The 13,250-nt window shown below is 30.9% G+C and carries 15 protein-coding genes; 12 read left to right on the top strand and 3 right to left on the bottom strand.

Annotation, left to right across the window (positions count from 1 at the left end):
• Nucleotides 1-56: 56 nt before the first annotated feature.
• Entirely contained in the window at nucleotides 57-860 is an 804-nt protein-coding gene (locus MUA60_RS09035) for an NAD kinase (protein WP_262647974.1), read from the bottom strand.
• An 85-nt stretch (nucleotides 861-945) separates the two neighbouring features.
• Between MUA60_RS09035 and sppA the strand changes: the two genes are divergently transcribed.
• The 9 genes from sppA to MUA60_RS08990 all read left to right on the top strand — a co-directional run bounded on the left by sppA (nucleotide 946) and on the right by MUA60_RS08990 (nucleotide 8,357).
• Nucleotides 946-1,941 (top strand): signal peptide peptidase SppA, encoded by a 996-nt coding sequence (sppA, locus tag MUA60_RS09030; protein WP_262647973.1) that lies wholly within the window; start codon nucleotides 946-948, stop codon nucleotides 1,939-1,941.
• A gap of 12 nt (nucleotides 1,942-1,953) precedes the next feature.
• On the top strand, nucleotides 1,954-2,505 hold the full coding sequence (locus MUA60_RS09025; RefSeq protein WP_025905505.1) for an RDD family protein: 552 nt from the start codon (nucleotides 1,954-1,956) through the stop codon (nucleotides 2,503-2,505).
• 79 nt (nucleotides 2,506-2,584) lie between these two features.
• Entirely contained in the window at nucleotides 2,585-3,085 is a 501-nt protein-coding gene (gene tpx, locus MUA60_RS09020; protein WP_025905504.1) for a thiol peroxidase, read from the top strand.
• Nucleotides 3,086-3,145: 60 nt separating this feature from the next.
• Complete coding sequence (locus MUA60_RS09015; RefSeq protein ID WP_262647972.1) at nucleotides 3,146-4,090, top strand: class I SAM-dependent methyltransferase; 945 nt, start codon at nucleotides 3,146-3,148, stop codon at nucleotides 4,088-4,090.
• A 75-nt stretch (nucleotides 4,091-4,165) separates the two neighbouring features.
• A complete protein-coding gene (locus MUA60_RS09010; RefSeq protein WP_243560413.1) occupies nucleotides 4,166-5,362 on the top strand; it encodes an acetate kinase in 1,197 nt (398 codons plus the stop codon).
• A gap of 478 nt (nucleotides 5,363-5,840) precedes the next feature.
• Nucleotides 5,841-6,056 (top strand): hypothetical protein, encoded by a 216-nt coding sequence (locus MUA60_RS09005; RefSeq protein ID WP_243559867.1) that lies wholly within the window; start codon nucleotides 5,841-5,843, stop codon nucleotides 6,054-6,056.
• 14 nt (nucleotides 6,057-6,070) lie between these two features.
• Nucleotides 6,071-6,763: a hypothetical protein gene (locus MUA60_RS09000; RefSeq protein WP_243559869.1), complete on the top strand. Its 693-nt coding sequence runs from the start codon at nucleotides 6,071-6,073 to the stop codon at nucleotides 6,761-6,763.
• A 185-nt stretch (nucleotides 6,764-6,948) separates the two neighbouring features.
• Nucleotides 6,949-7,485, top strand: a complete 537-nt coding sequence (locus MUA60_RS08995; protein ID WP_262647971.1) for a helix-turn-helix domain-containing protein — start codon at nucleotides 6,949-6,951, stop codon at nucleotides 7,483-7,485.
• Nucleotides 7,482-8,357, top strand: coding sequence for an IS3 family transposase (locus MUA60_RS08990; protein WP_316964815.1), 876 nt, complete (start codon nucleotides 7,482-7,484; stop codon nucleotides 8,355-8,357). The genes MUA60_RS08995 and MUA60_RS08990 overlap by 4 nt, the downstream gene beginning before the upstream one ends.
• 135 nt (nucleotides 8,358-8,492) lie before the next feature.
• On the opposite strand, the gene MUA60_RS08985 is transcribed toward MUA60_RS08990, so the two are convergent.
• Nucleotides 8,493-8,999: a universal stress protein gene (locus tag MUA60_RS08985; RefSeq protein ID WP_262647970.1), complete on the bottom strand. Its 507-nt coding sequence runs from the start codon at nucleotides 8,997-8,999 to the stop codon at nucleotides 8,493-8,495.
• A gap of 231 nt (nucleotides 9,000-9,230) precedes the next feature.
• On the opposite strand from MUA60_RS08985, the gene ald reads away from it, so the two are divergent.
• Together ald and MUA60_RS08975 are read left to right on the top strand one after the other, a co-directional pair.
• The gene (ald, locus tag MUA60_RS08980) at nucleotides 9,231-10,343 is read left to right on the top strand and encodes an alanine dehydrogenase (protein WP_070373272.1); all 1,113 of its coding nucleotides are present in this window, start codon (nucleotides 9,231-9,233) and stop codon (nucleotides 10,341-10,343) included.
• Nucleotides 10,344-10,467: 124 nt separating this feature from the next.
• On the top strand, nucleotides 10,468-11,343 hold the full coding sequence (locus MUA60_RS08975; protein WP_262647969.1) for a nuclease-related domain-containing protein: 876 nt from the start codon (nucleotides 10,468-10,470) through the stop codon (nucleotides 11,341-11,343).
• A gap of 112 nt (nucleotides 11,344-11,455) precedes the next feature.
• Here the strand turns inward: MUA60_RS08975 and MUA60_RS08970 are convergent, their stop codons facing one another.
• Nucleotides 11,456-12,550: an IS30 family transposase gene (locus MUA60_RS08970; protein ID WP_262647968.1), complete on the bottom strand. Its 1,095-nt coding sequence runs from the start codon at nucleotides 12,548-12,550 to the stop codon at nucleotides 11,456-11,458.
• Between the two features lie 110 nt (nucleotides 12,551-12,660).
• On the opposite strand from MUA60_RS08970, the gene MUA60_RS15555 reads away from it, so the two are divergent.
• Nucleotides 12,661-13,107, top strand: coding sequence for an ABC transporter permease (locus MUA60_RS15555; RefSeq protein ID WP_394812746.1), 447 nt, complete (start codon nucleotides 12,661-12,663; stop codon nucleotides 13,105-13,107).
• Nucleotides 13,108-13,250: the final 143 nt, after the last annotated feature.

Below are 13,250 nucleotides of genomic sequence, written 5' to 3'. Positions count from 1 at the left end.
ACTTTAGGGGTGCAGTACCTAACGGGTGGTTTTGATTTATGGGTTGTTACTTAATTTTATAAGAATTTTCTTTGTACTTTACTCCAGAATGAATTCTGAGGTAATTTCAATGTTCGAATATATTTATCTTGAATTCTAAGTGAAATAAAGTCTGTTTCTTGAATACTTAATGCTTCATTATCTAGTCCCATAATTGGATAATAGTTACCTTCTTTATCAAGAATGATTTTAAGGGTTCTTGTATCGCCCAATACTACCGAACTACTCACTGTTCTGAAATTATTGTTATTTAGTGATGCGATTTCAGTTAATTGCATGCTTCTAATTTTAGGGTCAATAATTGCGCCGTCTAATGATTTGTTATATCCAGTTGATCCTGTTGGTGTTGAAATTAATAAACCATCTCCGTTGAATGCTTCGAAATATTCGTCATCAATGTATATTTCCAACTTCATCGGCTTGATGACGCTTGATTTAATGTAAAAATCATTTAAACACATATAAGACATTTGGTTATTCAAGTTTACTTCTAGGACAGGATATTTTCTGACACTTACTTCATGAGAATCAATAGATTCAATTAAATGTGGAATGTCATCTATACTAAAATCAACATATAAGTAATTCTGATCTAGTCGTGTTTTGATACCAATATAAACTTTATCTTTATTAAAGTTCGTTTTTCTACAAGCTTGTAAGAAACTCCCATCTCCCCCGACTGAAGCAATAATATCTGCGTCATCGTAATTTGAAACAAATTCAAATCCGTGTGGTTCCATTTCTTTCTGGATTTTTTCACGTGTTTCTAATACGTCACGGTCTTTTGAACTAAATAAATAAATACGTTTATACGAAGTCATAATTTGTTCCTCCCAAAAGTTACAGTTATTATTAAAGTCTGTTATTATTATAAATGTAAATATTTAAAATAGAAAGGATGATACTATGTCTAAACGAATTATAGCGATAATCATCGCAGCTATTTTAGTTGTAGGTGGTATAGTTGTCAGCACAGTTGGCATATTTTTAGACGATTCGTGGAAAAAAGCAGTAACAGATTCAGATGGCATAAGTGAGTCTGTCGTATCTGGTAGTGATAGTAGTAGCAAAATTGTTAAATTATCAGTAGATGGTACCATTCAAGATACAGGTGTTCAAGAGTCATTATTTAGTGGTGGAGGATATAATCATCAATCCTTCTTAAAACAACTTGATAAAATTAAAAAAGACGATCAAGTTAAAGGTGTACTTCTAGTTGTCAATTCACCAGGTGGTGGAACATATGAAAGTGATGAAATACATAAAAAATTAGAAGAAATTAAAGCTAAAGATAAAAAAGTTTATGTTCAAATGAAAAATATGGCAGCATCAGGTGGCTATTATATCTCAACACCAGCTGACAAAATTTATGCAGGATCACAAACATTAACAGGTTCACTTGGGGTTATTATCTCAAGCATTAATTATTCAGAACTTGCGAATGATTTAGGTGTGAAAGATGAATCTGTAACTTCAGGTAAACATAAACAAATCTTGAACCCAATGAAAGAAATGTCGAAAGAAGAACGTGATATCATGCAATCCATCATTGATGATAGTTACAAACAATTTGTAAATGTCATTAAAGATGGTAGACATATGTCAGAATCAGAAGTTAAGAAATTAGCTGATGGTAGAATTTATTCTGCACAACAAGCTAAATCAAACGGTTTAATTGATGAAATTGGTTATGAAGATGATGCTATTAAAGCATTAAGAAGTGACATTAAATCCAAACATGCACAAGTTGTAACATATGATACAACTGGCGGATTCTTAAACTTCCCAATGGCTGTTAAAAGTAAATTATCTTCAATGATAGGTTTAGATGATATAACTAAATATGAAGCCTTAATTAAAGCGAATAAATCACCACAACCTATGTATTTATACGGTGAATAAGGAGGGATTGTAATGACAGAAACAAGTTATGAACAAGTCGCTACTACACGTGAACAAAGTGAAATTGAGCGTACTGTCAATAAATATATGTCTGATATTAAATCTATCGTATTTGCTGGATTCTGGGTCCGATTTTTAGCTTATATCATCGATATTTTAGCTTTAGCAGGATTTAAAGGTATTGTACTAAGTCCGATATTTGCACTTACGAGTATTAATACTTCATATCTGTGGGTGCCATACTTCAGTGTTGAAAATATGGCAAGTGCCTTAATATTTTATTTATATTTCGTGTTGATGACGTATTATTTTAAAGCAACACTAGGCAAGATGATCTTAGGTTTAAGTGTCTATCGAGAAGATGCACAACCGCTCAAATTGAAGGATGTTCTATTTAGAGAATGGATCGGGCGAATTATCTCTGGTGCATTATTAGGCATTCCATATATTGTAGTAGCATTTACGAAAAAACATAAAGGTATTCATGACTATTTTGGGGAAACAGTCGTTCTCAAAAACAAATATGTTCAAATGAGAAAAGACTTCCAAAATGTGATTGGATAATTAAGTTATAATCAAAAGAATTTTAAAGTCTCTTTAATCATGATAAAATATATTTATCAAGAATAAGGAGGCTTTTTTTATGGCGCAAGTTACATTCAAGAATGAACCAATTACAATATTAGGTGAGGAAGTTAAAGTAGGTTCAGTAGCACCTGATTTTACTGTATTAGCAAACGACCTATCTGAAAAGACATTAAAAGACTATGAAGGTAAAAAGAAACTTATTAGTGCCGTACCTTCTTTAGATACAGGCGTGTGTAGTCAACAAACACGTAAATTTAATGAAGAAGCTGCAAATGAACAAGATGGCGTTGTCTTAACAATTTCTAACGACTTACCATTTGCTCAAAAAAGATGGTGTGCAGCTGAAGGTTTAGATAATGTGATTACATTAAGTGACCACCGTGATTTATCATTTGGTGAAAACTATGGTGTTATCATGAAAGAACTTCGTTTATTAGCACGTTCAGTATTTGTTTTGGACAAAGATAATAAAGTTGTTTATGCAGAAATAGTGAGTGAAGGTACAAACCATCCTGACTATGACAAAGCTTTAGAAGCATTTAAAAATTTAGACTAATTAACAACCATAAACTGCTGTCCATTTAGTGGACAGCTTTTTATACGAAAGAGGGCAATTATGACTGAAGAAAAGAATATGATGGAAGTATTATTTGAAAAACTTGATGTAAAAAGTAAAGACCTCCACGACGAGAATGGACAAAGCTATATAGAGAATCTTGGTTTGGCGATGGAAGACATTTATACAAACCAAAGAGATCTTTTAGAACAATCAACATTACAAGAAAGAAGAAAAGCGTTCCAATTTGCTTATTTAAGTTTATTAAAAGAAGAAGTGATTCAACCCAATCATCAAATGACGCCAGATTCAATTGGGTTTATTTTAAGCTACCTTGTAAACTTATTTAATAAAAACAAAAAAGAATTAAATATTGTGGATATTGCAAGTGGTACAGGACATTTGAGTGCAACAATCAATGAACAAAATCAAGATAAGACATTGATGCACCACTTGATTGAAGTAGATCCTGTATTACAACGTGTAAGTATACATTTAGCTAACTTCTTAGAAATACCATTTGATGTATACCCACAAGATGCTATTATGCCACTACCTTTAGAAGAAGCGGATGTCATTGTCGGCGATTTACCTGTCGGATATTATCCAGTTGATGAACGCAGTAAAGAGATGAAATTAGGCTTTGATGAAGGACATAGTTATAGTCATTATTTATTATTAGAACAAGCTGTTACAGCAACAAGACCAGGTGGTTATGTATTCTTAATCGTATCAACAAATATCTTTGAAGGTGAAGAAGTGAAACAGCTTCAAAAATATATTGCAACAGAAACAGAAATGCAAGCATTTTTAAACTTTCCTAATTCATTGTTCAAGACAGAACAATCACGTAAATCACTATTGATTTTACAGAAGAAAGACCCTGGAAATACTAAGAGTGTTGAAGTATTGCTAGCAAATATACCAGATTTCAAGGCACAATCTCAATTGCAAACGTTTTTATCAGAAGTAGATGAATGGATGAAAGAAAATTATTCTTTATAAACTGTATTAATGCTTGATTCATAACTGTATTAGTGTTTAAATAGTATAGAATAGTATTATCAGGAGGAAGTCTAAATGACAAAAATTATAGCAATTAATGCTGGTAGCTCATCTTTAAAATTCCAATTATTTGAGATGCCTGAAGAAAAAGTTATCACAAAAGGATTAATCGAGCGTATCGGATTGAAAAATTCAATTTTCTCAATTACGGTTAACGGAGAAAAAATTACAAAAACATTAGATATTGAAAATCATGAAGTTGCAGTAAATATCATGATTGAAGCTTTAAAAGAGCACAATATTATCGAAGACATTAATGATATTCAAGGTACTGGTCATCGTGTTGTTCACGGCGGAGAATTATTCCCAGAATCAGCACTTGTTACTGATGATGTATTAGCTAAAATCGAATCATTAACTGATTTAGCACCTTTACACAATCCTGCAAACATCATGGGTATTAAAGCATTTAGAAAATTATTACCAAGTATCCCACACGTCGCAGTTTTCGATACATCATTCCACCAAACAATGCCAGAAGAATCATATTTATACAGCTTACCTTACAACTTCTATAAAGATTTCGGTATTCGTAAATATGGTTTCCATGGTACAAGTCATAAATATGTATCTGAAAGAGCAGCAGAATTATTAGATCGTCCATTAGATCAATTAAGAATTATCTCTTGTCATATCGGTAATGGTGCTTCTATTGCTGCAATTGATGGTGGTAAATCAGTTGATACTTCAATGGGCTTCACACCATTAGCAGGTGTTACAATGGGTACACGTTCAGGAAACCTTGACCCAGCTTTAATTCCATACATCATGGAGAAAACTGGTAAAAATGCTGAAGAAGTATTAAATATCCTTAATAAAGAATCAGGTTTACTTGGTATTTCAGGTTCATCAAGTGACTTAAGAGATATCGAGCAAGACGCTAACGAAGGTAACGAACGTGCTAAATTAGCATTAGATGTATTCGCATCTAGAATCCATAAATACATGGGATCATATGCTACAAGAATGCACGGCTTAGATGCAATTGTATTTACAGCTGGTGTAGGGGAAAACTCTGACACAGTTCGTGCTAAAGTATTAGAAGGATTAGAATTCATGGGTGTTTATTGGGATCAACGCTTAAACACAGGTTTACGTGGAGAAGAAGCGTTCATCAACTACCCACATTCACCAGTAAAAGTTATTGTAATTCCAACTGACGAAGAAGTTATGATCGCACGTGACGTTGTGAAATTTGGTAACTTAGGATAATAAAGTATATTTAAAAGCGAGGCAGGCGTATCTTATGTGTGAATAAGAAGCCAGTCTCGTTTTTTTATGTTTAAAAAGTGACTCTACGGTTATATGTAAGTAATGCATGTTCTAAGGAGGATATATAAATGAGACCAGAAAGAGCATTAATGAAATTAGTTAGAATCGTTACACGTAGAGTCGTTAAAGAACAATCTAAAAAACAGAAACAAGAAAATAATCAAAACTTAAAAAAAACAAAATAATAATCAAAACTAATATAAAAGCGTTCAGCCATAGGTTGAATGTTTTTTTATTTGGAATGTTGTTAAGAGGAGGAAGTTAAGCTATTAGAAAGGTATTCTACGTATTATACTTAGACAAAAATATCAATTTATTCAAAATTCTGACAAATTATTATATACAAAAATTGGAAGTAGTATTATAATTAATTTATGCATTTCCAAATTTTACTAAAATACAAAGAAAGGAGCGTATCATGCGAAAAAAAAGACAGAGAAATAAAACAGGTATACTAGTAGCGATTATTTATTGTTTTATAATGTATTTTATTTTAAATATTTATGGGGAATCTATCGATGATATAAATAAAAGTATTCGATACATAATTATGCCCTTTGGAGTAGTAATAATTATTGTAATTTTTGATTTTTTAATTAAAAAAGATTTTTTCGATAAGAAAAAAGATAAATAATGGAGGTATAATTTATGAAATATGATAAATTGATTATTAGCTCTATAACTGCTGCTTTGTTAACTACTGCTATAACTCCGTTTGAAGTAGAAGCAAATGAAAATATAGCAGTAAGAAATGAGTTAGATGTCAAAAAGATTAGTGGAAATACAGTTGAGTTTAACAATGGAGAAAAAGCAGTACAACTTAATAATAAAATAATTACTAAAAATGAAGATAATGAAGTTGAGTTTGAGGTAATAAAAATTGATGAAAACAATGTTAAAGTACTTAATAAAAAGACTGGTGAAAGTGAAATTATAACAAAAGAATCGCAGAAAATTGCTTCACCTCAGTTAAATCAAGAAAATATAACGACACAATCAACTAGTATACATAAATCGGAAGGTATAAAAACCTTACAAACTGGATCTGGGTATAAATTTAATTATCAAATTAAAAATTCCACAAGTATAAGAGCAAACAAAGTATCCTTAGTAGCTTCAATTTTGGCTTCTTTTGCAGGTGTTGCTATTGGAGTGATGACTGGAGTAGCATCTTATTATGTATCAACCAAAGCTAAGCAAGCATATTGGATAGAAAAAGTATACTCAAAACCAAGAGGTAAGCACAGAAGATCTGTAAAAACTAATTATGTGTACTATAGATATCATGACTATACTAAATATATAAAAACTATATCTAAAGTGAGAGAGTATGTAGGATAGTTTTAAGATTTATATTAATTGATTTAGTATATAAACATGTTTGTTTAGTATAAGAGAATGGGATAAATTAATAAAAATCATTTAAAGATGTGAGTTAAAGAGCTAATAAACTCACGAGATTGTAAAACATTGATGTGAACCCAAATATTTGAACTAAACAAATCAAAATATTGGGGTGCATTCTAATGAGGAAAAAATATGAATTTAAATTCAAACTAAAACTTGTAAAAGAATATTTAGAAGGACATCAAAGTTATAGAACAATTGCTTTAAAATATGGTATTTCAAGTTGGTCTATCCTTCGGATTTGGGTCAATCAATATAAAGAGTTTGGAGAAGAAGGTTTAGAAATAAAAAGTAGAAATACTGTTTATACTAGCGAATTTAAATTATCTGTTTTAAAATTTAGACAAGAAAATATGTTGTCTTATCAAGATACTGCGAATCACTTTAGAATTATTAATCCTATTATCATTGCCAATTGGCAACATCAATTTGATGAAAAGTGTCGTCTTGATATAGATAATAAACAAAAGGGACAATCTCACACTATGACTAAAAAACGATCTAAATCAGATAATAAAAATTTACCTTTAAATGAAAATGAACGTGAAGAACTTGAAAGACTTAGAAATGAAAATGAGACGTTAAAGGCAGGTATAGCTTATCAAAAAAAGTTACAAGCCTTGACCGACATTTACGGAAGCAAAAATCAGAAATAGTAAAGGTCATTAAGGAACTAAATGAAACATATAATATACGATTAAGTATCTTATTTAAAGTCGCTCAAATAGCTAAATCTGTATACTATTATTGGATAAATAAATTTAGTAAAGCTGATAAAGATGAAACATTGATTCAAGTAATAAAAGAAATATGTGAAGAATCAAACCATACCTATGGTTATCGTCGTGTTACACAAGCACTAAGAAATAGAGGTCTTATCGTAAATCATAAAAAAGTACTAAGAATTATGAAAGAACATAATCTAACTTGTACAAAGTTCACACATAGAGGTCGTAAGTATCGTTCCTTTAAAGGTAAAGTTGGTAAAGTAGCTCAAAATATATTAAATCGTAGATTTAAAACAAGTCTCCCATTTCAAAAAGTCGTAACAGATATTACAGAGTTCAAATTAATGAATGGTCAGAAATTATATTTATCACCTTTTATGGACTTATATAGTTCAGAGATTATCAGCTTTAAAATCTCAAGTCGTCCTACATTAGATATAGTCATCAATCCATTAAAAGAAATGATAAAGCGTCGTCCAAACCTAGATCATCGTTTAACGATTCATTCAGATCAAGGCTTGCATTATCAACATTCACAATACACTAGATTATTAAAAGACCATAAAATATTTCAAAGTATGTCTAGAAAAGGTAATTGTCTAGATAATTCAGTTATGGAAAACTTTTTTGGGTTACTTAAACAAGAAATGTATTATGGCCAAGAATTTAAAGATTTTCAGGACCTTGAACAAGCTATTCATCGATATATCGATTTTTATAATAACGAAAGAATCAAATCAAAATTAAAAGGCTTATCTCCCAAAAATTACAGGAGACAAACCTTTGAAATAATATACTAATTAAGGTTTAGATTTTTGGGTTCAGTACACATGTGAGTTAAAGAAGGAATAAACTCACATGTTTAAAAAATTTATAAAAAACATTTAAAAATGAAAAAAGCGTTCAGCCACTAAGACTGAACGCTTTTCTTATATTTATTTACCTTCATGGTGTTCTTCGAATAATTCTTTTGTTGCTACAACTGGTTCGAAATCTTCAGGCATTGTTTCTGTTCTTACTACTAGAACGTCACATGGTGAGTTTCTTACAATTGATTCTGATACTGAACCAACGATAAATCGTTCTACTGCATTTAATCCAGAAGTACCACACATGATTAAATCTACGTCAAATTCTACTGCTAATTTTTTAGGAATAACTGTTTTTGGAGATCCGAATTCAAGTTTAGTCGCTACATTATGAACACCATTATTCTCAGCGAATTCTTTATATCCAGATAATAAACTTTCAGCAAAACTTGTTGCTTTATTTACTATTTGAGTATCATAGGCTTCAATACTTGCATATGATCTAGAATCTACAACGTTAACAATTGTTAATTTAGCGTCATTACGTTTAGCAACGGCTACTGCTTTATTATAAGCCCATTCTGATTCAGTTGATCCATCTACTGCAATTAAAATATTTTTGTAACTTAACATAGAAACCGCCTCCTAGTTCTTTTGTTTAATTATATCATAATTTTCTGAAAAATAACATTATAAACTTTTAAATAATAGGGAATTTACACGATTTTTATATAATGTATGTTAAAATTGGGCGTAGTAAGAAAATTTTAAAAATTTAGAAAATAAGGATAATATAAAAATTGAATAATAATGATTGCGCTTTCAAATTAGTGGCGTTATGATAAAAACAAGGAGGAATGAAAAATGATTATTGGAGTACCAAGAGAGATTAAAAATAACGAAAATAGGGTGGCATTAACACCTAGTGGCGTGGCAAGTTTAGTTGCACAAAATCATGTTGTTAAAGTAGAAACTGAGGCAGGATTAGGTTCACAATTTACTAACGAAGATTATCAACAAGCTGGAGCAGAAATTGTAAGTCAAGAAGAAGCATGGAATGTAGAAATGGTTATGAAAGTTAAAGAACCATTACAAGAAGAATATCAATTCTTCAAGAAAGACTTAATTCTATTTACATACTTACATTTAGCTGCTGAAGAATCTTTAACAAATGCATTACTAGAAAATGAAGTAACTGCAATTGCTTATGAAACTGTTCAGTTAAGCGATCGATCATTACCATTACTAGCGCCAATGAGTGAAGTAGCAGGAAGAATGTCAACTCAAATTGGTGCGCAATTCCTACAAAAAACACACGGAGGCATTGGAATATTATTATCTGGTGTACCAGGTGTTAAAAGAGGGAAAGTAACAATAATCGGTGGAGGTCAAGCAGGAACAAATGCTGCTAAAATGGCAGTTGGTCTTGGAGCAGACGTTACGATTATTGACTTAAATCCTACACGTTTACAACAATTAGATGATTTATTTGGTGCAAGCGTGCAAACGATGATGTCTTCACCATTAAATATTGAAGAAGCAGTAGTTGAAAGTGATTTAGTAATTGGATCAGTACTTATCCCAGGCGCTAAAGCACCGAAACTTGTAACTGAAGAAATGGTTAAGAAAATGAAACCAGGTTCAGTATTAGTAGACATCGCGATTGACCAAGGTGGTTCATTCGAAACATCAGATAGAATTACGACACACGATGATCCAACATATGTTAAACATGGTGTCGTACACTATGCAGTTGCTAATATGCCAGGAGCAGTTCCAAGAACATCTACAATTGCATTAAATAATGCAACAACTCCTTATGCAATTCAATTAGCAAACAAAGGCTACGTTAAAGCATGTCAAGATAACGAAGCACTTGCTAAAGGCTTAAACACAATACACGGTAAATTAACTTATAAAGAAGTTGCAAAAGCTTTTGATAAAGAATACACACCTTATCAAGAAGTTTTGAGATAAAATTTTTAAAAATTGCCTAACTCATATTGATGAGTTGGGCGTTTTTTTAATTTATGCAACTTGCTGAAAATGAGTGGAATACCTATAATTTGATTACATATTATTATTAACAGCAGGTGATTACATGAATAAAAACGAATATATTTCTTATCTAAAAGCAATCGAAGGCAGAACGAATCTGAATATTGAACAAAGAAAAGAATTGTATATTAACCAATCTGGTATGGAAGGAGAAATGTATTTTAAAGCAATATTAGACACTATCGTTGATGTTCATTATTTATATAATTTAGAAATAGGAACCTCAAATCATATACAAATTGATTTTTTAGTAGTTTCATCAACAAAAATCTATATTTTCGAAGTTAAACACTATACTGGCGATTGGTATTTTGAAGAAGATTATATTAAATGTACGAATAGCATAAGATACCCCTCACCACATATACAAACAAATAAAATAGAAAATAATATACAATCAATCGTTAATACTCACAACATTCCAAGAGAAATTGAAACTTTTATTATTTTTACAAACAGTCATTTCAATCTTCATGGCAAAAGACCGCAAAATCAAGCAATACTACTCCCTCAAGAACTTTCTATAGTTCCACATCTCATTGATACAAATCATCAAGAAGCTAATCAAGAAATCTTAAATATTTTTAAGCAATATGAATCTATTCATTCAACCTTTTATCAAAAGGATATCAATTTTCTAGAAGATAAAGTTGCATCTGGTTTAAGATGCCCAAATTGTAGAAAATTATTTACTATTACTTATAAGAAAAAACAACATAACTATACATGCTGTTACTGTAAAAAACAGCTAGGGTTTGAAGAGTTAATATATTTCAATCTAAAAGAACTTTTTATCATAAAGAGAAAACCATTTGATTTTAATGAAGCTCAAGCATGGTGCGATCCTATACCAAAACATACAGTTAGAAGAGTATGTAATAAATACTTCAAAAATACAAATCGAGGATTTCAAGTTTAAGTTAGCCACCTATAATGACTGAGGTGTACACAAGGGTTAACCGTATTCGAACCTGTTGAGGATTGATTGGTTTTAATCAATTAATACTCAACAGGTAACCAAAGCTAAGACTTTAGCTTTGGAAAGATTCATACAGATTGAGGTGCTTTAAACTTTCTGCCATATTATGATGAGCTGTGTTGTAATTTAAAGTCTTTCTAGGATAGTCATTCATATATTGTTGTATGGCTTTTATGAAGCGTTTTTGAACATTGGATAAATCATGTGCTTTTGGAATAAAACGACGAATCATTTTATGTTGGTTTTCACTTGTCCCACGTTCATATGATGAGAATGGATGTGTGAAGTATATTTCTATCATATGGCCAAATTCTTCATACAGCGATGCAAATTCTGAACCATTGTCAGATGTGATAGATTTGAAGATTTTTGGTGCTTTTTCGCCTAAGGAGTCAAATAAGTTTTTCAATGCGTGAGACACTGCATCAGCACTTTTACTCTCTATTATTTCTAGTATTTCAAAACGCGTTTGTCTCTCAACAAGTGTTAAGATAACTGGCTTTGACTTGTCTTTAGTTCCTATTACGGTATCTATTTCCCAGTGACCAAAAGACTGACGTGATTCAATTTCACTAGAACGTGTCTCAATACTTGGACCGAGCACTCGACTGTGTGGATGATTATGGTAGCTATTCTGAGTAGAATGACGTCTTTTTAATTTTTCTAGTAGATCAATATTCTTAGTTTCCATGATTTGTTGATCTATCCAAGCATATACTGTCGTTGTTGAAGGGATTTTTTCTCTTTCAAAACATTGTTCCTTGTGAGCATATGCCACGACTGCTTCAGGTGACCAGCGTTTCTTTTTCATGAGGTGATCTGCCCATGGAATAAATAATGGGTTCTTCTTCCATAAGGGCTGAGCACCACATTGTTGTCTGTTTTGTCGATAACGTTGTTGACCTAGTGAAGAAAAATAAATTTGCGTCTCATATTCATAGACTTTATGTTGCTGTTTTTGTCGTTTAATTTGACGTGTTGTTCCTCGATGAATTTCGTTATTGATTGTTTGAGGTGCACGTCCTAATTCACGCGCGATTGCACGATTTGAAAAACCTAAATTTTTAAGTGTTTCTATTTGAACACGTTCTTCATAACTTAAGTGTGTTCCTTTATGGTTTGTCATGTTAGAATAAGTATGCGTCATGTGAATTCATTCCTTTATTGATTTGGTCTGGTAGCCTCAATAATAACATGAAATTCACGTGGCGTTTTTTTGTCTAAAGGTGGCTAAGTTGATTATAAAATCCACCAAATATATTTTCTTCAGTTTTACTGACTATTATAATTACGATACTTATTATTGCACTAAATTATTTCTTGTATCCTTTAACGTTAAAATTCAATATATTACATATACTTGCATTTGTAATTATTTTATTCAATTTTTTTGCTATTGGATATATCACTGCAACGTTAAATATATCACCACGTACAGCTCAAGCTATTGGAATATTAGTGTTTTTTATATGTTTATTTTTTTCAGGTTTAGTTATTCCTTTTGATGAGTCAAATATTATTTTAAACAAAGTATCTACTATATCTCCATTTAGAGTTTCTATAAATGTTTTAACTGCAGTTACTGATATAGAACATATATTCAATTATTCAAAATATCTCATCATAATTTTAGTTTATACAATAATTAATTTATTAATTATTGTTTTGAAAGGTAGATTTAGCAAAGAAATTATTCAAAAGTAAATATATACATATATCATTAACGTTCATACTCAATATTTAAAAACTAACAATAATGGTACTGCACCCCTAAAGTTAGTTTTTTTACTCTAATTTTAGGGGTGCAGTACCTTTTTTGTTAGTTTTTTCATTTAATATTAGTTAAA

The organism is Mammaliicoccus sciuri (genome assembly GCF_025561425.1).
In the GTDB taxonomy this organism is placed as follows: domain Bacteria; phylum Bacillota; class Bacilli; order Staphylococcales; family Staphylococcaceae; genus Mammaliicoccus; species Mammaliicoccus sciuri_A.
Note: the sequence above shows the minus strand (reverse complement) of the source record. Positions and strands in the feature narration are given on the sequence as shown.

Excerpts from the sequence above, each read along its gene's own strand:
- ald (WP_070373272.1), top strand. The coding sequence starts at position 9,231 with ATGATTATTGGAGTACCAAGAGAGATTAAAAATAACGAAAATAGGGTG.
- MUA60_RS09025 (WP_025905505.1), top strand. The coding sequence starts at position 1,954 with ATGACAGAAACAAGTTATGAACAAGTCGCTACTACACGTGAACAAAGT.
- sppA (WP_262647973.1), top strand. The coding sequence starts at position 946 with ATGTCTAAACGAATTATAGCGATAATCATCGCAGCTATTTTAGTTGTA.
- MUA60_RS09010 (WP_243560413.1), top strand. The coding sequence starts at position 4,166 with ATGACAAAAATTATAGCAATTAATGCTGGTAGCTCATCTTTAAAATTC.
- MUA60_RS08995 (WP_262647971.1), top strand. The coding sequence starts at position 6,949 with ATGAGGAAAAAATATGAATTTAAATTCAAACTAAAACTTGTAAAAGAA.
- MUA60_RS09015 (WP_262647972.1), top strand. The coding sequence starts at position 3,146 with ATGACTGAAGAAAAGAATATGATGGAAGTATTATTTGAAAAACTTGAT.
- MUA60_RS09005 (WP_243559867.1), top strand. The coding sequence starts at position 5,841 with ATGCGAAAAAAAAGACAGAGAAATAAAACAGGTATACTAGTAGCGATT.
- tpx (WP_025905504.1), top strand. The coding sequence starts at position 2,585 with ATGGCGCAAGTTACATTCAAGAATGAACCAATTACAATATTAGGTGAG.
- MUA60_RS09000 (WP_243559869.1), top strand. The coding sequence starts at position 6,071 with ATGAAATATGATAAATTGATTATTAGCTCTATAACTGCTGCTTTGTTA.
- MUA60_RS08975 (WP_262647969.1), top strand. The coding sequence starts at position 10,468 with ATGAATAAAAACGAATATATTTCTTATCTAAAAGCAATCGAAGGCAGA.
- MUA60_RS08985 (WP_262647970.1), bottom strand. The coding sequence starts at position 8,999 with ATGTTAAGTTACAAAAATATTTTAATTGCAGTAGATGGATCAACTGAA.
- MUA60_RS08970 (WP_262647968.1), bottom strand. The coding sequence starts at position 12,550 with ATGACGCATACTTATTCTAACATGACAAACCATAAAGGAACACACTTA.
- MUA60_RS09035 (WP_262647974.1), bottom strand. The coding sequence starts at position 860 with ATGACTTCGTATAAACGTATTTATTTATTTAGTTCAAAAGACCGTGAC.